Here is a 21,644-nt window from a genome sequence, read left to right on the forward strand (position 1 = left end):
TAATATAAATTCATGATTCGGCTGATAACGTTGTTTATGAGACGCATTATCGATAACCTTGCAGCACTCTTTTTCATGCTCGACAGGTAACAGGTAATCGTATGGTGGGATCAGACCGGCGCGCGGCAGGCGTGCTATCCGGAACAGGTGTATCCGGAAATAGAAACAACCGCGGCATTATGTGGATATGGGGATTGATGGCGATGCTGCTGCTCGCCGGTTGCGATAACGCCGCCTCGCCCGATCACAGCGCCTCGGCGGCAACGTCAACGGGCTGGCCCCGCACGGTACCAACGCTGAAAGGCCCCGTGACGCTCGACCACGCGCCTCAGCGCATCGTGTCTACCAGCGTAACCATCAGCGGCACGCTGCTGGCGATCAATGCGCCGCTGATCGGCTCCGGCGCCACCAGCCCCAATACCATCGTGGCCGACGATCAGGGGTTCTTTCGCCAGTGGAGCGCCGAGGCGAAAGCCCGCGGCGTCAAACCGCTCTACATCACCGAACCCAATGCGGAAGCCATCGCCGCCGCCGCGCCGGACATGATCATTATTGCGGCGACCGGCGGCGACTCCGCCCTGAAATTGTATGAGCAGCTTTCCGCCATCGCGCCGACGCTGGTGGTGGATTACGGCGATAAAAGCTGGCAGCAACTGGCCGGGTATCTGGGCGAAGCCATCGGTCACGAAACCGATGCCCGACAGGTGATTGAACGTTTCGAGCAACGGGTGCAGACCGTGAAGCAGACGATTCAACTGCCGCCTCAGCCGGTGTCGGCGCTGGTGTATTATGAAGACGGCCGCGGGGTCAACTTGTGGACGCACGCGTCCGCGCAGGGACAATTGCTGTCGGAACTGGGGTTCCAGCTGGCGTCGCTGCCGGACAACCTGCCTACCGAAACCCGGATGGGTAAACGACAGGATATTCTGCAAATCTCCGGCGAGAACATGGCGGGCAGCCTCAACGGCCAATCGCTGCTGCTGTTCGCCAACGACGACGATACCGTTAATCGGGTCATCGCCAACCCGTTCCTCAGCCACCTGGAGCCGGTCGTACAGCACCGCATCTGGGCGATGGGACCGGACACCTTCCGGCTCGATTACTACAGCGCCAGCAATATGCTAAGCAAGATCGAACAGTACTTCCGCCAGCCGGCATCCCGCTGACGGACTGGGGTATGCCGGCGCTGTAATACGCCGCCTAGCCCTCGTGTACCGCGTCGCCGGTTTCTTCTTCATCCGGCGACGCCGCCGGTTCGCCGAAGCGGCACTGGCGCAGCGGACGCACCAACAGCGCGATCACGCCGCCCAGCAATGCGGCGGCGGCGCCAAAAGCCAGAATACTGGTCGCCGGCGCCAGCAGTTTGCCCATCAACCCCAGAATCAGCGCGCCCACCGAATCGCCGGTGACATCCTGCGCCGTCCCCAGGCTATTGACCCGCCCCAGCAGGTGATCCGGCGTATGGCTCTGGATTAGGGTGAACTGCAGCAATGAGGTGATCGCGTTAAAGTAGCCGTAGCACACCAGCGCCAGCAGCGCAGGCAGCAAATGGCTGAACAGCCCCAGCGACGCCACCGCCAGAAAGGCGCCCGTCGCGCAACCCAGCAGAATCTTTCCCGGTCGTTGCGTCCCCGATACCCAGCCACTGGTGAACGCGCCTATCATGGCGCCCAGCGGCACCGCGGAATACATCAATCCCACCGCCGACGGCCCGGCGTGGTAAGCATCGCCCGCCAGCGCCGGAAACAGCACCCGCATCGCCCCGACCACGCTCACCAGCATGCCCAGCAGCACCACGCAGCCCACCACCGGATGGGAGCAAACGAAGCGCACCCCACCGGCCAGCGCCTGCAGCGGATGCTCCGGTTTGCCCGGCGCCGGTTTCATCGACGGCAGCCGCACCAATGGGATCAGCGTCGCCAGCGTTCCGGCTGCGGCGACGGCGAAGTTCCAGCCCACGCCGCCCGCGACAATGATCACCCCGCCCAGCGCCGGCGACAGAATCGCGCCTAACCGCACCGTCAGCATGGTCAGCGCGCCGGCGGCCGGCAGATTTTCCCGCCCGACCAGCAACGGAATCACCGCCATCAGCGCCGTCATACCCAGCGCGCCGAAGAAACCGTCCCAGGCGGCCAGCACATAGAGCGCCAGTAATGACGGCGAGCCGGAAAACGCATTCAGACTCAGCGCCACGAATCCCAGCCCGCAGGTGCCGCGGGCAAACAGGATCAGTTTGCGGCGATCGAAGCGGTCCGCCAGCACCCCGCCCAGCATCAGCCCGATAAACATGCCGATGCCGTCCAGCGCCACCGCCATCCCGACCTGCAACGTAGAGCCGGTCATCGCCTGAATCTGTACCGGCACCCCCACCGTCAGCATGCCGAGCGCAAACACCGACAACATGCGAGCCACAAAAATGGCGCGAAAATGCGCATTCTGCTTCAGCAAACTGAAGTCGAGAAAAAAAGAAGATTTAGCCATGAGCGTTTGTTGAATTCCTGTTCTTAATCAAAATGCTTTCTATCAGAATCGCGCCGCTATCATTCGCGGCCCGGGCAGTGCGGTAAATGGCGCCAATCCGGCTTCAGGTCAATGTCTTTGCCGAAGCCCGTATGCTATCCTAGCTACGCCACAACATTAATGATAATAATAATCATATGCATTTTTTAATAAAGCGATTCTTATCAGTGAGGTCACCCCTTTCCGCCCAGACCGCCGCGCCAGCTACCTTGCCGCGCGCGCTATCATCGTTAACTGGCCGGCGGATTGCCGGTGTGATTCCCTGTCTGCTGCTGCTGGCATTGATCTGTCTCGCCAGCCTGATGCTGGGCGCTCGCGCCATCGCGCCGGAAGTGGTCTGGCACAGTCTGACCGGCAACCTGCAAGGCCCGGACAGCACCATCATTTTGCAGGCGCGGCTGCCGCGCACCCTGGCCGGCATTCTGGTGGGAATGGCGCTGGGCGCGGCCGGCGCGGTGATGCAGGCGCTGACCCGCAACCCGCTGGCCGACCCCGGCATCCTCGGCGTCAACGCCGGCGCCAGCTTCGCCATCGTGCTGGGCATCAGCTTCTTTGGCATCACCGGTATGGCCTCGTGGCTCGGCTTCGCCTGGCTTGGCGTACTGGCGGCCAGCCTGATGGTGTGGATCATCGGCACCCTGAGCGGCGGACGGGTCAACCCGATACGTCTGACGCTGGCGGGCGTGGCGCTGAGCGCCGTGCTGTCCGGTTTCACCTCGTCGCTGTCGCTGCTCAATCCGCTGGCGTTTGATCAGCTGCGCTTATGGGAAGCCGGAACGCTGGACATCCGATCGCTGGGCAATATCGCCTGGGTGACGCCCACCATACTGTTGGGCTGCGCGCTGGCTTTTTTCGCTGCCCGCTCGCTGAATACGCTCAGCATGGGTGAAGATCTCGCCACCGCGCTCGGCACCCGCGTAGCGTTAATCCGCGTGATCGCGATGTTATCGGTGATGCTGCTGTGCGGTTCCGCCACCGCGCTGGCCGGCCCCATCGGGTTCGTCGGCCTGATGATCCCCCATATCGCACGCGGCTGGGCCGGGCCGGATCAACGCTGGATTCTGATCTATTCGCTGCTGTTCGCGCCGATACTGCTGCTGGGCGCCGACATTGTCGGCCGTCTGCTGGTGCCGGGCGAATTGCGGGTGTCCATCGTCACCGCCTTTATCGGCGCGCCGGTCCTGATCTGGCTGGTGCGTCAGCGCAAGTCCTAGGAAGGCCACGCCATGTCTACCCGAACCCTGTTTCTGCGCGCGCCTGCCGGCTTGATTAGCGGCCGGCTGCCGCTGCGCGCGCTGTGGATCAATCTGTCGCTGCTGCTGGGCGGCGCGGCGCTGCTGACGCTGGCCGTCAGCCTCGGCACCCTGCCGCTGTCGGCGCCCACCGTATGGCAGGCGCTGGCCGGCCACGGCGAGGCCAGCACCGTCACCGTCGTGACTCAGTGGCGCGCCCCGCGCGCGGTGATGGCGCTGCTGCTCGGCGCCGGGCTGGGCGTCAGCGGCGCCATTTTTCAGTCGCTGACCCGTAACCCGCTGGGCAGCCCGGACGTCGTCGGTTTCAACACCGGCGCCCATACCGGGGCGCTGGTCACCATCATCCTGTTGCACGGCAGCTACTACCAGATTGCCGGCGGCGCGGTATTGGGCGGCCTGGCGACGGCGCTGGCGGTCTATTTGCTGGCATGGCGACGGGGAATCAGCGGATTTCGGCTGATCATCGTCGGCATCGCGGTCAGCGCGATACTGTCGGCGTTCAACACCTGGCTGATGATCACCGGCGCGCTGGAAACGGTGATGACCGCCGCGCTGTGGGGCGCCGGTTCACTGAACGGCATGACCTGGAGTAAAGCCGCGCCCGCGCTGCTGCTGATTCCGCTGACGCTGCTGGCGACGCTGCTGCTGGCCCGGCGTCTGCAACTGTTGGAAATGGGCGACGACAGCGCCCGGGCGTTGGGCGTCAACGCGGAAGCCAGCCGGTTGTGGCTGATGCTGTGCGGCATCGTGCTGATTGCGGTGGTGACCGCCAGCGCCGGACCGATTTCCTTTATCGCGCTGGCGGCGCCGCAGATTGCGCGCCGTCTGACCCGCGCCAGCACGGTGCCGTTATGCGCCGCCGCGCTGGTGGGCGGCCTGCTGTTGCTGACGGCCGATATCGTCGCCCAGCATCTGTTTACCGGCCGACAGTTGCCGGTGGGTTCGGTGACGGTCAGCATCGGCGGGTTGTATCTGATCTGGCTGCTGATCCGCGAATCACGCCGGTAATCAGCAACGTTAATTTGTCTGTAAAGAGTGATTCTGATGACACACCTTTTGCGCGCCGAGCAGTTGACGCTGGGCTACGACAACAAAATCATCGCCCGGGATCTGAGCGTGGCGATCCCGGCCGGTAAATTCAGCGTGATCATCGGCCCCAACGCCTGCGGCAAATCCACCCTGCTGCGCGCGCTGTGCCGCCTGCTGAAACCGATGGCGGGCGATGTATTGCTGGACGGCACCAGTATCCACCGCATTCCCACCAAAACGCTGGCCCGGCAACTGGGGCTATTGCCGCAGCACGCCATCGTGCCGGACAACATCACGGTGATGGATCTGGTGGCGCGCGGACGCTACCCGCACCAGACGCTGCTGCGCCAGTGGAGCGACGCGGACCAGACGGCGGTGGAACAGGCGATGGCGGCCACCAACGTTAGCGAACTGGCGGAGCGCAGCGTAGACGAGCTCTCCGGCGGGCAGCGCCAGCGGGTCTGGATCGCCATGGTGCTGGCGCAGCAAACGCCGTTGTTGTTGCTGGACGAGCCCACTACCTGGCTGGATATCGCCCATCAAATCGACCTGCTGGACCTGTTCCGTGAACTGAATCAGCGGCATGACCGCACGCTGGTGGCGGTGCTGCACGACCTCAATCAGGCCTGCCGCTACGCCGACCACCTGATCGTGATGCGCGCCGGCGCCGTGATGGCCCAGGGCACGCCCGCCGATATCATCACCGCCGAACTGGTGCAGGCGGTGTTCGGTATGGCCTGCGTCATCATCGACGATCCAGTCTCCCACACCCCGCTGATCGTCCCCTGCGGCCGCCATCACCCGGCGCCTTGACGCTGTTGACAAACAGCGCTGTTGTTTTGTTATTGGTGATTTATGTTGGAGTTGCGAGAGGTTTCGTGCTTGATGACATCCGTTATCCCTTTGCAACATCATCGCACGCACGACAAGGAGAGGCTCAACGCCGCCTCTCCTTGACCTCTGGCTGATGGCTAAACTGTACCGCTGGCGCGGTCCCCTCGGCGTTCGCCTTCGCTGTTCGGGCCGCCCGTGACGCGTTCCAGACGCGGCACGGGCTTTCGCCGCGTCCATGCGGCTCACCCGGCGAAGACGAACACCTCGGCACAGTTTTTTACGCCAGAAAAACCCATTGCTGACGATTAAGATGGTTGTCTACAGCCTCCATAGCCGACTATTGTCGGCCAATATCCCGATTACCTGCGCAGCAGCCTATTCAGCAACGGCCCCAGGTTTTCCAGCGACGCCGGCGACAGGATGTCCGCGTGCTCGCAAAGCTGAGGATACTGCGTCAGCGTGCTCACATACGGCGCCCAGGTGGCATCAACATCCATGTCAGCCGGCAGCGTGCGGGTCGCCACAAACAACGTAGCGTCGCCTGCGTAACGGGATGACCTGGCCGATGACAACAGCCGCACCGCATCCTGATAGTTGGCGACAATGTTGCCGAACATCGCCGCCCGCTCCGCCCGCAGTTGCGGATCGTCCTCAGACTGCGTGTCGGCCATAAAACCGGCCTGTTCGCGCGCCACTTCCTCGCGGGCATCGGCCTCGTCCGGCGCGGCCCAGTCCTGCCCTTCCGGCGGATAGGTATCCAGCAGACCGAGGAACGACACCGTTTCGCCCGCCTGTTGCAATCGCGCCGCGATACCATGCGCCAGCGTACCGCCCAGCGAATAGCCCAGCAGGAAATACGGCCCCTGCGGCTGAAGGCGCCGGATGGCCGCCAGATGGCGATCGCACATCTCGTCGACCGATTCGCAACGGGCGATCACCCCGTCAGGCCGCGGCGATTGCAGCCCGACGATCGGGTAATCCCCGTCCAGATAACGCAGCAGTCCCGCGTACTGCCAGGCAAAGCCCGACGCCGGATGCAGACAGAACAACGCCGGTCCGCGACCGGAACGCAGCGGCAGGGTTTCGCCGTTGCCGTCCTGACTGCTGTCGGTGTCGCCCTCCACCAGCGCGGCGATGCTGGCTACGCTGCGCGCCGCCATGATCTGCCCGACCGTCAGCGAACGCTGCAACTGACGGCGAATCTCGGCCGCCAGCCGCATCGCCAGCAACGAATGACCGCCCAGCGCGAAGAAATCGTCCTGTGCCGATACCGTCTCGCACGCCAGCAATTCGATAAACAACGCGGCGATCGCCCGTTCGACGTCCGTCTGCGGCGCGCGCCCGGCGGCCTGCTGCCCGGCAGGCGCCGGCAGCGCCTTGCGATCCAGCTTGCCGTTGGCGCTGAGCGGGAATGACGTCATCAGCACGTAACTCACCGGCACCATGTGCGCGGGCAGTTGCTGCGATAGCGCCTGTTGTAATGAGGCGATATCCAGCGTTGTCCCCGCCTGCGGCACCAGCCAGGCCACCAGTTGCCGGGCATCGGCGCCGTGCAGGCGGGTCTGTTTTCCGCCCAGCTCGCGCGCGCCGACCACCGCCTGCGCCACGCCGGGCTGCGCCAGCAGCACCTGCTCGATTTCGCCCAGCTCGATGCGCTGCCCGCGGATTTTCAACTGATCGTCGCTGCGGCCGAGATAGTCCACCGTGCCGTCTTCCAGCCAGCGCGCGATGTCGCCGGTGCGGTACATCCGCTCGCCGGTGGCGAACGGGTCCGCCACAAAGCGGCTGGCGGTCAGATCCGGCCGACGCAGATATCCCTGCGCCAGTTGAATGCCGCACAGATACAGATCGCCCGGTACGCCAACCGGCACCGGTCGCAGCGCGCCGTCCAGAATGCGCAGTTGGGTGTTCCACACCGGCAGACCGATAGGAATACCCGGCAACTGACAGCGGTCCAGCGCCTCGCCGGACGCCGGTTGCCAGGTGACGTCCACCGCCGCTTCGGTCGGGCCGTACAGGTTATGCAGCGATGCCGCGATGAGCGACTGATAATTCAGCGCCAATTCGCGCGACAACGCCTCGCCGCTGCAGAATACCCGCCGCAGGCTGCCGCAGCCGATCTCCGCACGCGGGCGCGTCTCCAGCGCGCTCACCCAGGCTGCCAGCATGGAAGGTACGAAGTGCATGGTGGTCACCGCATAGTCGTTGATCAACTGCACCAGCGCATCCGGGTCGCGGTGCGCATCCGGCGGCGCCATCACCAGCCGGGCACCGACCATCAACGGCCAGAAGAACTCCCACACCGAGACATCGAAACTGCACGGCGTTTTCTGCAGCACCACGTCATCCGCCTGTAACGGGTACTGATGCTGCATCCACCACAAGCGATTGACGATGGCCTGATGGCCGACCACCACCCCTTTCGGGCGACCGGTGGAGCCGGAGGTGTAAATCACGTAAGCCGCCTGCTGTTCCGCAACCTGCGGCGACGGGTGACGCGGCGACTGGCGTTCATCCGCCAGCGTATCCAGCAGCAATAACTCGGCCAGCTCGGCGAAGCGCGGCTGCAGGCTGCTTTCGGTGATCATCAACCGGGGTTGCGCGTCCTCCACCATCAGCGCCAGTCGTTCATCCGGGTAGCCGGTATCCAGCGGCAACCAGGCGGCGCCGGTTTCCAGAATGGCGTACAGCGCCAGGCTGAGGCGCACCGAGCGCGGCAGCGCCACCGCCACGATGTCGCCGGGCCGCACGCCGGCGTCGATCAGCCTGTCGGCCAGCAAGCGGGTCTGCCGTTGTACCTGACGGTAAGTCAACTGATGCTGGCAATCCACCAGCGCGATGCAATCCGGCGTGCGTTGCGCCTGCGCCGCCAGCGCCTGATGTAATGTGCCCGGCGGCACCGGCTGTTCGGTGCGGTTGACCGCCGCCAGCAGCGCCTGTTCCTCGGGCAGTTGCAGGTTCCAGGCCGACAATGGGCGCTCCGGCACGGCCACCAGCTGTTCCAGCAGCAGCAACAGGCGCTGCGCCAGCCGCTGCGGCTGCGCCACGCTGTCGCGGTATTCCATCAGCAACCGCAGCCGTTTGCCGGGCAGCACCAGCAGCGTCAGCGGATAGTGGGTGTAACCCCGATTGTTGACCGACTCGCAGCGCAACGCTTGCCCCGCCTGACTCAGCTCATCGCCATCCGGGTAGTTCTCCACCACCAGCAGGGTGTCGAATAGCGTACCGGTGCCGGCCAGTTGCTGGATTTCCCCCAGCCCCACATCGTCGTGCTCAATCAGCTGGATTTGCTGCGCCTGTAGTTCGGCCAGCTGCGGCAACAGCGCCCGCGACGCATCCAGCCGCACCCGTACCGGCAGCGTATTGCTGAACAGCCCGACCTGCTGGTTGATGCCGTCAATCTGACCGAACCGACCGGACACCGGCGAGCCGAACAGCACATCGTCCGCGCCGCTGCCGGTGCTGAGCAGCATCCCCCAGATGCCCTGCATCACGCTGTTGAGCGTCAGACCATGCTGTTTGCACAGCGACAGCAGCCCCTGTTCCAGTTGCGGCTCCGGCAGCAGTTCCAGCTCGCGGACGTCGCCGTGATGCGGACCGTCGCCAAACAGCAGCGTCGGGCGCGCCCCTGCCAGCACGGAGCGCCAGCGTTGACGCGATGCCTGTGCGTCGCGGGCCGCCAACTGGCGGATAATGTCCGCATACGGCACCGCGTGCGGCGTCAACGCGCTACTGCCCTGATACAGCGCGGTGAACAGATCGCGCAGACACACCGGGGTCGACCAGCCATCCACCACCAGGTGATGGGCGTTAAGAAACAGCGTGTGCCGTTCCCCGTCCGCGTGGCTGACCAGCAAGGCGTGCAGCATTGACGAAGGCTGGTGGAACAAATCGCGCGCCAGTTCAGCTTTTTCCAGCGCCAGCAATGCATCGGCTTCCTCGTCTGCCGGCATCGCGGGCAAAGTCTGGTGATCCAGCGGCCAGTAACAATGGTCGTCACGCAGTATCGGCAACACCTGCAACGGCGCTGACGCCTGTTCGGTATCGAAGCGCGCCGCCAGCTGCGGATGATGACGCACCACCGCCTCCAGCGCCTGACTCAATTGCGCGACCGACAGCGGGCCGCGCAGCGACAATCGGGTCAGCGAGTTATAACTGCCGGCGGCGTCCGCCAGTTGAGCGTGAAACAGCAGCCCTTGCTGCAACGGCAGCACCGGCAGCACCGCCGCCAGCGGCCCGTAGTGCTGACGCAAACGTTCCAGCGCCGCGTCGTTTACGCTGGCCTGCGCCACTTCGGCGGACACCAGCGTATCCGACAACGGCGGATAGCCCGCCAGTTCCCGCCACTCATCGATCGCCTGCGTCATGCCCTGATGCAGCGCCTCGATATCATCCGCCTCGAACACCCCTTGCGCCCATCCCCAGTGGATGGCCAATTGCGGCTGTTCACCTTCATCGACGAAAATATTGATGTCCAGCGGATGGCTGAGCGGCATCTCCGGCGCCTGCGCCACGGCAAAGGCATCGCGGAAATAGCGGTCGCTGCGGCGCGGCGACCAGGGTCCTTCGCCCGCCTCAAACCGTCCCAGATAGTTGAACAGGATCTCCGGCGCGTTGTCTTCCAGCGTCGCCAGTTCCCCGGCGCTTTGCTCATCCAGATAACGCAGCACGCCATAACCGACGCCGCGATCCGGCACCGCCCGCAGCGCGCCCTTCACCGACCGCAGGATAGCCCAGGGCGTGGCGGCCTGCTCCGCCGGCGCGTCAATACACACCGGGTACTCGGCGGTCAGCCAGCCAACCGTACGTCCGAGATCCAGACCATCCGTGGTATCGATACGTCCGTGGGATTCCAGCGCCAGCCGCAGCGGCTGCACGCCGAAATGACGATGGCAGGCCAGCATCAGCGCGCCCAGCAGGATCTCGTCCACCCGCGCCTGATAGCGTTCCGGCAGGGTCGTCAGCACCGCATGGGTCAACCCGGCGTCCAGTACCCGGCGCGCCAGCTGTCGGCTCTGTTCCTGATCGCGCGACGGATCGAGACGTCGCTGCCCCAACCGCGGCAGCGACGCCGTCAGCGCGGATTGCCAGAACGGCAATTCGGCGCGCCGCGCCGTCGCCTGCGCTTTCAGGCTGGCGGACCAGTCGACCAACGAGCACTCTTCGGCAGGCAGCACGGCCGGTTGACCACCCATCGCCGCCTCGGCCGCCTGACGCAATTCCGGCAGCAGTACGCGCCACGATACGCCGTCCACCACCAAGTGGTGGACAACCAGCACCAGCCCGCAGGCGCGGTCGCCGCGTTGCAGCAGTACCGCCTGCATCATCCGGCCCGCCGCCGGGTCGAGACGCGCCACCGCCGTTTCAAACGCCCGTTCGGCCGCCGCGTCAACCGGCTCCTGCGCCGTCAGCGTTTCGCTGCGTACCGACACGGCCGCCGGCGAAGACGCGTCAATCACCAGTTGCCCGTCGCGGGTCAGCGCGCTCAGCGCCGGATGCGCTTGCGCCAGCGCAATCAGCGCCTGTGTCAGGTGCGCCGGTTGCAGCGCGTCGGGCACCGACAGGAACACGCCGTGAGCAAACTGACGCTCGATACCCGCCAGTCGGGCGAAGCTGTGCACGATCGGCAGGCCGTCCACCACCCCATGCCGTACCGTGCGCGCCGGCGCAGAAACGGCCGCCAGCGGCTGCATCGCCTGCGCCATACGCGCCGGCGTGCGTTCGGCAAAAATCACCTTCGGCCGCAGTTGCCAGCCGGCGCGACGCAACAGCGTGCCCAATCCCATAGCGGAAATGCTGTCGCCGCCCAACGCGAAGAAATCCGCCTCCGCGCTAACGCTGTCCAGCTTCAGCAGGCTGGCGATGGACTGGCAAATCAGCCGTTCCTGTTCGGTGGCCGGTTCGCGCCCGGCCACCGCGGCGGCCTGCTGCGGCTTCGGCAACGCCTGACGGTCAATCTTGCCGTTGACGGTCAGCGGCAACTCCGCCATCACCATCAGTACCGCCGGGATCATGTAATCCGGCAGTTGCTCCGCCAACTGCGCCAACAGGCGAGCGGCAACATCCGGTTGTTCGCGGATGGCGTCGTCCGGCACCGAGCAATAGCCAATCAACCGGTACGTCGCGCCAAGCGGTTCGGCGATCACCACCGCGGTGCTGACGTCGGCCAGCGCCACCAGCGCGTTTTCCACTTCACCCAGCTCCACGCGGAAGCCGCGTACCTTGATCTGGTGGTCAACACGGCCGATAAACGCCAGCTGACCGTCATGACGCCAGCGCATCAGATCGCCAGAGCGGTACATCACCGCGCCCGGTATAAACGGACAGGCGACAAAGCGCGTGGCGGTGAGATCCGGACGGCGCAGATAGCCGCGCGCCAGCCCCGGCCCGGCGATGTACAGTTCACCGGGCACGCCTACCGGCACCGGGCGCAGTTGGTTGTCCAGCAGCCACACCCGGGTGTTGGCGACCGGCTGACCGATAACCGGCTGATCCGCCACCGTGACCCGCGCGCCCAGGGTATCGATGGTGTATTCCGACGGCCCGTAGTAGTTATGAATTTCCATCTGCGGATGCTGACGCATCAGTTGCCACAGCCGCGGCGTGGCCGCTTCGCCGCCGATCATGATGAATGCGGGCTGGTGGTTATCCGCCTCCAGCAGGCCGCTGTCGATCATCTGGGTGAAGAACGACGGCGTGATGTCCATCAGGTCGATAGGCGTCTGATTAAGATGCTGCACCAGCGCCCAGGCGTCTTTACGCAGTTCCTCGTCGAAAATGTGCAGTTCGCTGCCCATCATCATGCAAAACAGCGGTTCCCACGAGGAGTCAAAGGAGAATGACGCGGTGTGTCCGGCGCGCAGGCGGCGGCCGTGCTGCTGTGAGAAACGCGCTATCGCCGGGCCGAACAGGAAGCTCGAATGGGACATCATCAGGTTGAGCAAGCCGGCGTGGGTGCTCATCACCCCTTTCGGCTTTCCGGTGGAGCCGGAGGTATAAATCATGTAGGCCAGATGTTCGCCGCACAGCGGCTCGCACCGCTCCGCGTCCGTCACCAGGTGTGCGGGCAACCGGGCGCACTCGGCCCGCAAGGCGGCGTCGTCCAGACACAGCACCTGCGGCAGTTCCGGCATCTGCGCGCGCACGGCGCTGTGGGTCAGCAACAAAGCCGGACGCGCGTCGTCGCACATCAGCGCCAGACGTTCACGCGGATAATCCAGATCCAGCGGCATGTAGGCGGCGCCGCTGGTCAGCACCCCGAAAATCGCCACGACCGACGACACCGAGCGCGGCACGCCGATCGCCACCACATCCCCCGCGCCGATCCCTTGCGCCCTCAGCTTGCGCGCCAGTTGCATCACCCGCGCCGACAGCTCGCGGTAGCTGAGATGGTCGCGGCCGCAGGCAACGGCCAGCGCATCAGGCTGCTGTTGCACCTGCTGTTGCAGACAATCCAGCACCGAACGCAGCGTCGCCGGTATGGTCAGATGCGGGCCGCTGCCCCATCCGTCGATATGCCGCCATTCGCTGTCGCTGAGCAGGGACAGCGCGCCGATAGCCCGATCCGGCTGCTGCACCAGTTGCGCCAACAGGTGCTGTAAACGCTGCGCGTGCCCCTGCAGCGACGGGCCGTCGTAACGCGCCGGGTTGGCGACCAGTTCCAGTTGCAGCTCGCCATCCTGCACGCCGAGGGTAAATTCCAAATCGTCTACCGGACCCATCGCCAGTACGTGCGTCGTTACCGGCGTGTTTCCCAGCGTCAACCCGGCGTTGTAGACCTTGAAGTTCATCACCGGCCCGTACAGCCCTTCGCTGCCGCCGACCAGACCGAGATCCCGTCGTAACTGCTCCGCTTCGTAACGCTGATGACGCCGCACCGCCCTGATTTCCGCCAGCAGCGTCTGAGTGGCGTCGATCAACGTCATATCCGGCTGTAGCGTCAGTTGCAACGGCAACACATTGACCACCGGCCCGCAGGCGCACAGCGCCGCCGACCCCATCCGCCGCATAAACGGAAAACCGACGGACAGGCGCGACTCGCCGCTCATGCGGTAGAGGTAGACCGCCAGCGCCGCCATAGCGATCTCGGCCGGTTGCACCTTAGCGCCGAACTGTTGCTCCGCCAGCGCGACAAAGGGCGCCGCCGGCAACGTCACCCGCTGATGCAGGGTACGGGTTTCCGCCGGCGCCGGGGCGCAAACGTCCGCCGCCAGCGACACCGGCGCCGGCAAATCGCTGGCATGCTCGCGCCAGAATGCCGCCGCCTGCCGGCAGGCGGGCGAACGCTCCCACGCCTGATATTCCGTCACCACGTCGGCAAACGACGTAAACGGCGAATTCGCCGGCGTTTCACCGGCGCTGAGGGCGTTATAAATCTCCACAATCCGTCGGGTCAGGGCGTCAAAACTGAAACCGTCCAGCATCAGGTGATGAAAACGCTGATACCAGAACCACCGCTCCGGCTGCGCCGACACCCGCATTATCGCCTGACGATACAGCGGTTGCCCGCCATCGGCCGGCAGCGGCGCTGCCAGATCCGCACGCATCAGCGCCCAGGCCGCCTGTTCGCCTTGCGCCGGATCGCTGAAATCCAGCGATTCCGGTTCGCGGATGCCTGCGGCATCCGGTGCGGACGGCAGCCACTGCACCGGCTCGCCGAGATCGTTCAGGCCAAAACGAGCCTGTACCGTATCCGCCTCCGCCAATCCCTGACGGATGGCCGCCGACAGGCGAACCGGATCGACCGGGCCGCACAGCTCCAGCGCATGCGCCACGGCAAAGGCATTCGGCTGGCTGGCGATTTGATCGGCCATCCAGATACCGGGTTGGGCCGCTACCAGCGGCAGTTCCAGAGAATCCGCCTGATGCGCCGGCGTTAACTCGTTGGGTCGTTCTGATGCGATGGATAGCTCTGATTCGCTGGATGATTCAGCTTCGTTGAATAGCTCTGACACGTTGTTTTCCTTACTCCGTCAACGGAAACATTCCTGACTGGTGAACGCCGGTTAGGCTTCAGTGGTCCGCAGACTGGCCGGGCGCATGTCTTGCCAGTGGGTTTCGGTATAGGCGATGCACGCCTCACGGGACTGCGGCCCGTATACCGCGCGCCACCCTGCCGGCACCGCAGCAAACTCCGGCCACAGGCTGTATTGCTGCTGTTCGTTGACCAGTACCAGAAACGCCAGACGATCATCGTCAAACGGATTAAGTTGTTCCTGACTCATTGTTATTACCTCGTGTTATTGAGCCGCCGCCGTCCGTCAGACGCCGGCAGCATGCATACTTAATCCCGGGACGCCGCCGGTAAGCCCGCGTCGCTCAGCAACCAACGGAAGCCGTCAATCAACCCGCCGCGCCAGCACAGAGTGTCATGCCCACCGGCATACACGCGCTGGTGAACCCGATGCCCCGCCGCCGTCAGCACGTCATGCATCTGTTGGTTGACGAAGGCGATATCGGCTTCGCGCCGCCCGGCTTCCTGAAAAATCACCAGCGGCGACGCCGTCCGTCCGCCCTGCCCTACCTGCGTGACCAGCACGCCGGGTTCCAGCGTGTCGCGCAGGTCGAAATCGGTGATGAATTGCAGATTCGGCCACCAGAAAGAGCCGGACTGGGTCAATACGCGGCCGAAGCGCTGCGGCCAGTGCAGACCGGCGTACAGCGCCGCCAGTCCGCCGTAGCTCTGCCCAGATACAACAGTGCGGTCCGGGTCGTCGCTGAACGGCGCCAGTCGCGCCGCCTGCGGCAATAATTCATCCTGCACCGCCTGCCAGAAGGCGGCATCGCACGGCAGTTCCCGGCAGCGGGTTTCCCCGTCAATGGCGTCAATAAACAGCCAGACGGCAGGCGGCAGATTGCCCTGTGCGGTTTCCGCGTCCAGCGCGGCAAATAACGGTGTCTCCTGTGCCCATTTCTGCCCGTCCAGCACAATGCACAACGGCCGCCGGGCCGGCGCTTCGTTGCTGCCGGTGGTGTACAGCCAGATACGGCGCTGGTTGTCGAGCTGTTCGCTCTTCCAGTCAAATACCGTCAGCCGGGCTGCATCCGGCGGTAACGCCGAGCCGTTATCCACCGCGCCCCAGGCCTGCTGCGACGGCGCCGCCGGCATATGAGCGGCCGACAGTTGTTCTCCCCACGGTTGGCCCGGATTGAGCGGATCGGCGATCGCGCAGGGAAACAGCGAACACCACCACTCCCGCTGCTGTTCGTCACGCAGTTGCTCATCGTCGCTAAACACCGGCGGCAGTTGCGCCGCCACGATGGGAATCAGGGAATAGCTGCCGCGCCAGTCATGCTCGATGCTCATCGACCAGTGCCAGACATCGGTGCCGGGCAACCGTTCCAGACTCTGCGGATCGGTGCTGTGGTGATCGGTCACGCCGTTGATATCGGCATACACCCGCCGGATGGCGGAATAGCGTTCGTCACCGTCCGGATCGCGCCAGAGAAACGTCACCCGCACCCGCCCGGCATCCTGTACTTCCACCAGTGGCGTTCCCAACCTGACAACCTGTTGCCACCAGACCTCTTCCCCTGCCTGAGGCGATGACAAAAGTGTTGCGGCGAAACCTGACGGCTGTGCTGCCGGCATCAAAACCTCCCGGGGTCTGCCCCTTTACGTTTTTCTTACATTTAGTTAACCAAGCTAATGAGTTGGTTAGATGATTTACAATTCTATAGACAAGAGAAATAATATTGAGAACCATTTACATTTGCAATAAGATGCAATTCCCGATTTTTGGCGGGATAAACAAACTCATACTCCGGTCACAAAACACGCCACCAAAAATTAACCTGATGAATTTAAAGTCAATTAATTGATTAAATGGGATGAATGACAAGACCGGTGAATATAAAGCCTGAAACACACAAAAAATAAGGTCTTTCACAGGAGGGGATAACTGATGCATAGCACCAGGAATAAACAATTAAAAAAATTAAAGTCTTGGCAGGGAAATAAAAAGGCGATGCCAGCCGTGCTGGCTTCCACTCTGCTGATGGCGGCGCACGCGCAGGCGGCCGACACCACCAGCACCGATACCATGATTGTGTCGGCCAACGCCGGTGAAAGCGTCACCGCGCCGCTGAAAGGCATCGTGGCGAAAGAAAGCGCCTCCGGCACCAAAACCAGCACGCCGCTGATAAAAACCCCGCAAGCGGTCACCGTCGTGACCCGCGACCAGATGGATGCGCAGGCGGTTTCCTCTGTTTCTGACGCGCTGAACTACTCCAGCGGCGTAGTCACCAACTATCGTGGTTCTTCCAACCGCAACGATGAAGTGATCGCCCGCGGTTTCCGCTACGCGCCGAAATTCCTCGACGGCCTGAGCTACGGCCTGAGCGGTCAGGGCGCCGCGCTGGGGAAAATCGACCCCTGGTTGCTGGAGCGAGTGGAACTGGTGCACGGCCCGGCCTCGGTGCTGTACGGCCAGGTTAACCCCGGCGGGCTGATCAGCATGACCAGCAAACGCCCGACCGCTGAAACCATCCGCAAGGTGCAATTCAGCGCCGGCAACCAGCATTTGGGCGAAGCGGCGTTTGACTTCGGCGGCGCGCTCAACGACGACAAAACCCTGCTGTATCGCCTCAACGGCATCGCCAGCACCCGCGATGAATTCGTCAAGGATTACAAAGAGAAACGCGTCGCCATCGCGCCGGCGATCACCTGGCTGCCTAACAGCGACACCAGCTTTACGCTGCTGACCAGCTACCAGAACGATCCGAAGGCCGGTTACCGCAATTTCCTGCCGAAAATCGGTACGGTGACCGAAGCCAGCGCTGGCTATATTCCAGAAGACCTGAATGTCAGCGACCCTAACTACAACCGCTCAAAACGCGAACAGATCGGCATCGGTTATATTTTCGATCATTCCTTCAATGACAACGTTTCCTTCCAGCAAAACCTTCGCTACTCCCAGTTGCGGGAGCGCTACAAGTATCTGGTTTATAGTACGAGCAAACCGGAAATTTCCGACACTTCGCTGGCCCGCCGTCAGGTACGTGAGGAGCTGGACGCCGATGAAATCGGGTTGGATAACCAGATCAAGGTCAAACTGGCAACCGGCGAGGTGGAGCATACCCTGCTGGGCGGCCTGGATTACAAATGGCAGGACCGTGATTACAACTACTGGCGCAACATGGGCGACCAGTACAACTTTGACTGGGCGAACCCCAGCTACGGCGGTTCTTATCTGGTCAGCGACAGTCAGTTAGCACTGAACCAGTCTTACAAGAAAAAACTCGATCAGGTCGGCGTTTATCTGCAAGACCAGATGGAATGGAACCAGTGGAACCTGCTGCTGTCCGGCCGTCATGACTGGAGCGAAATACGTACGCAGGATCGCACCACCAGCACCACGACCCAGCAAAACGACAGCAAATTCACCGGCCGCGCTGGTCTGCTGTACGCCTTCGACAACGGCATTTCACCGTACGCCAGCTACAGCACCTCGTTCGAACCCAACCTGGATTCCGGCGCGCCGGGCACGCCAGCCTTTAAACCGACCACCGGTGAGCAGAAGGAAGTGGGGGTGAAATTCCAGCCCAAGGGCAGTAATACCCTGCTGACCGTATCGCTGTTCGATATCACGCAGAAAAACATCACGTCGTACAACAGCGTGACTAAATACAACGAGCAGATCGGTAAGGTGAAATCCAAAGGGGTGGAAACCGAAGTTCACTCGCAACTGACGCCGGAAATCAACCTGATGGCGGCCTACACCTATACCGATGCGGTCACCAAGGAAAGCTACACCGCCAGCCAGGTCAACAAAGCGCCGTCATCCATTCCACGTCATTCCGCTTCCGCCTGGGGCAGCTACAGCTTCCAGAATGGTCCGCTGAAAGGCGTCACGCTGGGCACCGGCGTGCGTTATATCGGTTCTACCTACGGCGATAACGCGGAGAGCTTCAAGGTACCGGCTTACACCCTGTACGACGCGATGGCGCGTTATGAACTGGGCTCGCTCGCCTCGCAACTGAAAGGCGCTGCGGTACAGCTGAACGTCAACAACCTGACCGATAAGCGCTATGTGGCGTCGTGCGGCGGCGATGCCGCCTGCTTCTACGGCAGCGGACGCACGGTCGTCGCCACGGTTAGCTACAGCTGGTAATACGCGGCAGGGCGGGGTTTCCCGCCCTGCGGTGACGCCTGCGCGCCACCATTTTGTTCACTCACGACATAAGGATAACCCCCGTGTCAACGCTCGCAGCCACCTCTTCATCGCTGGATGCACGCACGCTTCAGCACGATGATTTTCTGTTTCTGTCCCCCGACAACAGCCTGCATGCCCGCGGATGTTACGCCACTCTGGCGACGGCAGTGGCAGACGGCGGTCACCTGCAAGGCGACGTTCAGCAACAGGTAAAAACGCTGTTTGCCCGCGCCCGGCAGGACGGTATCGCCCGGCCGTTGCTGGTTGGCGCCATCCCGTTCGACAAACGCCAGCCCGCCAGGCTGTTCGTGCCGCAACAGTCCCACTGGTTCGCACGCGAGACGTTGCAGCACGACACGCCGTCCGCGTCGCCGCTGACCGTGCGTCAGATACGCGAAATGCCGGAGCAGGATGCGTTTTGCCAGATGGTCAGCGCCGGGGTCGCCGCGACCCGCAGCGGCGAGCTGAACAAGATCGTGCTGTCCCGCCTGCTGGATATCGATACCGAGCAACCGCTGGATTCGATTCGCCTGCTGCTGCAACTCAACCGCCAGAACCCGTGGAGCTATAACTTCCACGTGCCGCTGGAACAGGGCGCGCTGCTGGGAGCCAGCCCGGAACTGCTGCTGAACAAGCAGGGCCATCATATTGTGTCGCAACCGCTGGCCGGCTCGGCCCGCCGCAGCGACGACCCGGTGGAAGACCAGCGCCTGCGCCGCATGCTGATGGCGTCGGCCAAAGATCGCCACGAGCACCGGCTGGTGACCGATGACATCCGCCGGGTACTGGCCTCACGCTGCCGGACGCTGACCATTCCGGACACGCCGGAGCTACTCAGCACGCCGGTACTGTGGCATCTGGCTACCCGGATTCAGGGCGACGTGCTGGACCCGCAGGAAAACGCGCTGTCCATCGCCTGCCTGCTGCACCCCACGCCGGCGCTGTGCGGCGTACCTTTCGAAGCCGCCAGAGATCGCATCGCCCAACTGGAGCCGTTCTCGCGCGGGCTGTTCGGCGGCATCGTCGGCTGGTGCGATGATGAAGGCAACGGTCAGTGGGTCGTCACCATTCGCTGCGGCGAAGTCCGACAAAATCGGGTACGGCTGTTTGCCGGCGCAGGCATCGTGCCGGATTCCCAGCCGGTGTCCGAGTGGCACGAAACCGGCGTTAAATTGAGCACCATGCTGCGCGCATTTGGTCTGCGACAGGATCAGGAGTGTGCAGCATGATGATTGAATTCACCCGCTGGCCGCCCGAGCTGGAACAGCGCTATCGCGAACGGGGTTACTGGCAGGATGTGCCGCTGGGCGACATCCTGACCCGACACGCCGACAATGACGACACCGCGTTGATCTGCGGCGAACGCGCCATCAGTTACCGACAGATGAATCAGCAGGTGACGCAACTGGCTTGCGCGCTGCAACGCCGGGGGATCAAACCGGGGCAGACCGCGCTGGTGCAGTTGGGCAACGTCGCCGAATTCTATCTGACTTACTTCGCACTGCTGCGCGCCGGCATCGTGCCGGTAAATGCACTGTTCAGCCATCAGCGCAGCGAGCTGTGCGCCTACGCCGACCAGATAGCCCCGACGCTGTTGATCGCCGATCGCAGCCATCCGCTGTTTGCCGACGATAGCTTTATCGACGAACTGCGCCGGCGCTGTCCGTCGCTGCAGCAGGTGATTCTGCGGGGCGATGCCGACTCAGCGCAGGCGCTGTCGCAGCTGTTGCTGGAAGACGGCGACCTGCTGGCCGCCACGCCGACACCCGCCGATCAGGTGGCGTTCTTCCAGCTTTCCGGCGGCAGCACCGGCACGCCGAAGCTGATCCCCCGCACCCACAACGATTACTACTACAGCATTCGCGGCAGCGTGGAGATTTGTCGGGTCGACGCGCACACCCGCTTTCTGTGCGCCCTGCCTGCCGCCCACAACTATCCGCTCAGTTCGCCGGGCGCGCTGGGCGTGTTCTACGCCGGCGGCACGGTGGTGCTGGCGAGCGACCCCAGCCCAAGCTGCTGTTTCCCGCTGATTGCCCGACACCAGATCACGCTGACCGCGCTGGTGCCGCCCGCCGTCACGCTGTGGCTGGAAGCGGTGGCGTTATCCGGCGATCGCCGCGCGCTGGCAAGTCTGCAGGTATTGCAGGTCGGCGGCGCGCGTTTAAGCGAAGCGCTGGCGCGACGGGTGCCGGCGGAACTGGGCTGTCAGCTGCAACAGGTGTTCGGCATGGCGGAAGGACTGGTGAACTACACCCGGCTGGACGACGACGATGCCCACAGTTTCACCACTCAGGGCTGCCCGATCAGCGACGATGACGAAGTGTGGGTGGCCGATGCCGATGGCAACCCGTTGCCGCACGGCGAGCCCGGCCGACTGATGACGCGCGGTCCTTACACCTTTCGGGGTTACTACCGCAGCCCGGCGCACAACCGCCAGGTATTTAACGATGACGGTTTTTACTGCTCCGGCGATCTGGTGATCCAGCAGGCGGATGGCTATTTGCAGGTGGTGGGCCGCGAAAAAGATCAGATCAACCGGGGCGGGGAAAAAATCGCCGCCGAGGAGATCGAGAACCTGCTGCTGCGTCACCCGGCGGTCATCAACGCCGCACTGGTAGCGGTGCCGGACCCGATGATGGGCGAGAAAAGCTGCGCGTTTCTGGTCACCCGCGAACCGCTCAAAGCGGTGGCGCTGCGTCGCCATCTGCGCGAACAGGGCATCGCCGACTACAAACTGCCGGACCGATTTGAACAACTGCCTACCCTGCCGGAAACCGCAGTGGGCAAAGTCGATAAACAGCGGTTACGCCAGCTGGCGCAACAGCACGTGGCGGCCGCCGCCGCAGGAGAATAA

The 21,644-nt window shown here is 63.6% G+C and carries 11 protein-coding genes; 7 read left to right on the forward strand and 4 right to left on the reverse strand.

What is annotated here, in order from left to right:
• Positions 1 to 101: 101 nt before the first annotated feature.
• Positions 102 to 1,166, forward strand: coding sequence for a Fe2+-enterobactin ABC transporter substrate-binding protein (gene fepB / locus CPA59_RS15505; RefSeq protein ID WP_049854800.1), 1,065 nt, complete (start codon positions 102 to 104; stop codon positions 1,164 to 1,166).
• Positions 1,167 to 1,200: 34 nt separating this feature from the next.
• Here the strand turns inward: fepB and entS are convergent, their stop codons facing one another.
• Positions 1,201 to 2,481 (reverse strand): enterobactin transporter EntS, encoded by a 1,281-nt coding sequence (gene entS / locus CPA59_RS15510; RefSeq protein ID WP_038919693.1) that lies wholly within the window; start codon positions 2,479 to 2,481, stop codon positions 1,201 to 1,203.
• 176 nt (positions 2,482 to 2,657) lie between these two features.
• On the opposite strand from entS, the gene fepD reads away from it, so the two are divergent.
• The 3 genes from fepD to CPA59_RS15525 are packed head-to-tail and all read left to right on the forward strand — an operon-like array spanning position 2,658 to position 5,615.
• Positions 2,658 to 3,734: a Fe(3+)-siderophore ABC transporter permease gene (gene fepD, locus CPA59_RS15515; protein WP_107759962.1), complete on the forward strand. Its 1,077-nt coding sequence runs from the start codon at positions 2,658 to 2,660 to the stop codon at positions 3,732 to 3,734.
• Between the two features lie 12 nt (positions 3,735 to 3,746).
• Positions 3,747 to 4,781, forward strand: coding sequence for an iron-enterobactin ABC transporter permease (gene fepG, locus CPA59_RS15520; protein WP_038919696.1), 1,035 nt, complete (start codon positions 3,747 to 3,749; stop codon positions 4,779 to 4,781).
• Between the two features lie 36 nt (positions 4,782 to 4,817).
• Positions 4,818 to 5,615 (forward strand): ABC transporter ATP-binding protein, encoded by a 798-nt coding sequence (locus tag CPA59_RS15525; protein ID WP_107759964.1) that lies wholly within the window; start codon positions 4,818 to 4,820, stop codon positions 5,613 to 5,615.
• A gap of 380 nt (positions 5,616 to 5,995) precedes the next feature.
• Here CPA59_RS15525 and CPA59_RS15530 read toward each other — a convergent pair whose 3' ends face one another.
• The 3 genes from CPA59_RS15530 to fes all read right to left on the reverse strand — a co-directional run bounded on the left by CPA59_RS15530 (position 5,996) and on the right by fes (position 16,227).
• Positions 5,996 to 14,539 (reverse strand): non-ribosomal peptide synthetase, encoded by an 8,544-nt coding sequence (locus tag CPA59_RS15530; RefSeq protein ID WP_107760866.1) that lies wholly within the window; start codon positions 14,537 to 14,539, stop codon positions 5,996 to 5,998.
• A gap of 102 nt (positions 14,540 to 14,641) precedes the next feature.
• Entirely contained in the window at positions 14,642 to 14,860 is a 219-nt protein-coding gene (locus CPA59_RS15535) for an MbtH family protein (RefSeq protein WP_038667303.1), read from the reverse strand.
• A gap of 59 nt (positions 14,861 to 14,919) precedes the next feature.
• Positions 14,920 to 16,227, reverse strand: coding sequence for an enterochelin esterase (gene fes / locus CPA59_RS15540; protein WP_107759966.1), 1,308 nt, complete (start codon positions 16,225 to 16,227; stop codon positions 14,920 to 14,922).
• A 313-nt stretch (positions 16,228 to 16,540) separates the two neighbouring features.
• Here fes and CPA59_RS15545 point away from each other — a divergent pair, with 313 nt between their 5' ends.
• From CPA59_RS15545 to CPA59_RS15555, 3 genes are all read left to right on the forward strand, one after another.
• Positions 16,541 to 18,748 (forward strand): TonB-dependent siderophore receptor, encoded by a 2,208-nt coding sequence (locus CPA59_RS15545; protein ID WP_107759968.1) that lies wholly within the window; start codon positions 16,541 to 16,543, stop codon positions 18,746 to 18,748.
• An 83-nt stretch (positions 18,749 to 18,831) separates the two neighbouring features.
• Positions 18,832 to 20,019: an isochorismate synthase gene (locus tag CPA59_RS15550; protein ID WP_107759970.1), complete on the forward strand. Its 1,188-nt coding sequence runs from the start codon at positions 18,832 to 18,834 to the stop codon at positions 20,017 to 20,019.
• Positions 20,016 to 21,644, forward strand: a complete 1,629-nt coding sequence (locus tag CPA59_RS15555) for a (2,3-dihydroxybenzoyl)adenylate synthase (RefSeq protein WP_107759972.1) — start codon at positions 20,016 to 20,018, stop codon at positions 21,642 to 21,644. Before CPA59_RS15550 ends, CPA59_RS15555 begins: the two co-directional genes overlap by 4 nt.

Source organism: Dickeya sp. Secpp 1600, assembly GCF_003049805.1.
Classification (GTDB): Bacteria; Pseudomonadota; Gammaproteobacteria; order Enterobacterales; family Enterobacteriaceae; genus Dickeya; species Dickeya fangzhongdai.

What these genes read in the sequence shown, in the direction of transcription:
- fepB (WP_049854800.1), top strand. Translation starts at nt 102, where the DNA reads ATGGTGGGATCAGACCGGCGCGCGGCAGGCGTGCTATCCGGAACAGGT.
- entS (WP_038919693.1), bottom strand. Translation starts at nt 2,481, where the DNA reads ATGGCTAAATCTTCTTTTTTTCTCGACTTCAGTTTGCTGAAGCAGAAT.
- fepD (WP_107759962.1), top strand. Translation starts at nt 2,658, where the DNA reads ATGCATTTTTTAATAAAGCGATTCTTATCAGTGAGGTCACCCCTTTCC.
- fepG (WP_038919696.1), top strand. Translation starts at nt 3,747, where the DNA reads ATGTCTACCCGAACCCTGTTTCTGCGCGCGCCTGCCGGCTTGATTAGC.
- CPA59_RS15525 (WP_107759964.1), top strand. Translation starts at nt 4,818, where the DNA reads ATGACACACCTTTTGCGCGCCGAGCAGTTGACGCTGGGCTACGACAAC.
- CPA59_RS15535 (WP_038667303.1), bottom strand. Translation starts at nt 14,860, where the DNA reads ATGAGTCAGGAACAACTTAATCCGTTTGACGATGATCGTCTGGCGTTT.
- fes (WP_107759966.1), bottom strand. Translation starts at nt 16,227, where the DNA reads ATGCCGGCAGCACAGCCGTCAGGTTTCGCCGCAACACTTTTGTCATCG.
- CPA59_RS15545 (WP_107759968.1), top strand. Translation starts at nt 16,541, where the DNA reads ATGCATAGCACCAGGAATAAACAATTAAAAAAATTAAAGTCTTGGCAG.
- CPA59_RS15555 (WP_107759972.1), top strand. Translation starts at nt 20,016, where the DNA reads ATGATGATTGAATTCACCCGCTGGCCGCCCGAGCTGGAACAGCGCTAT.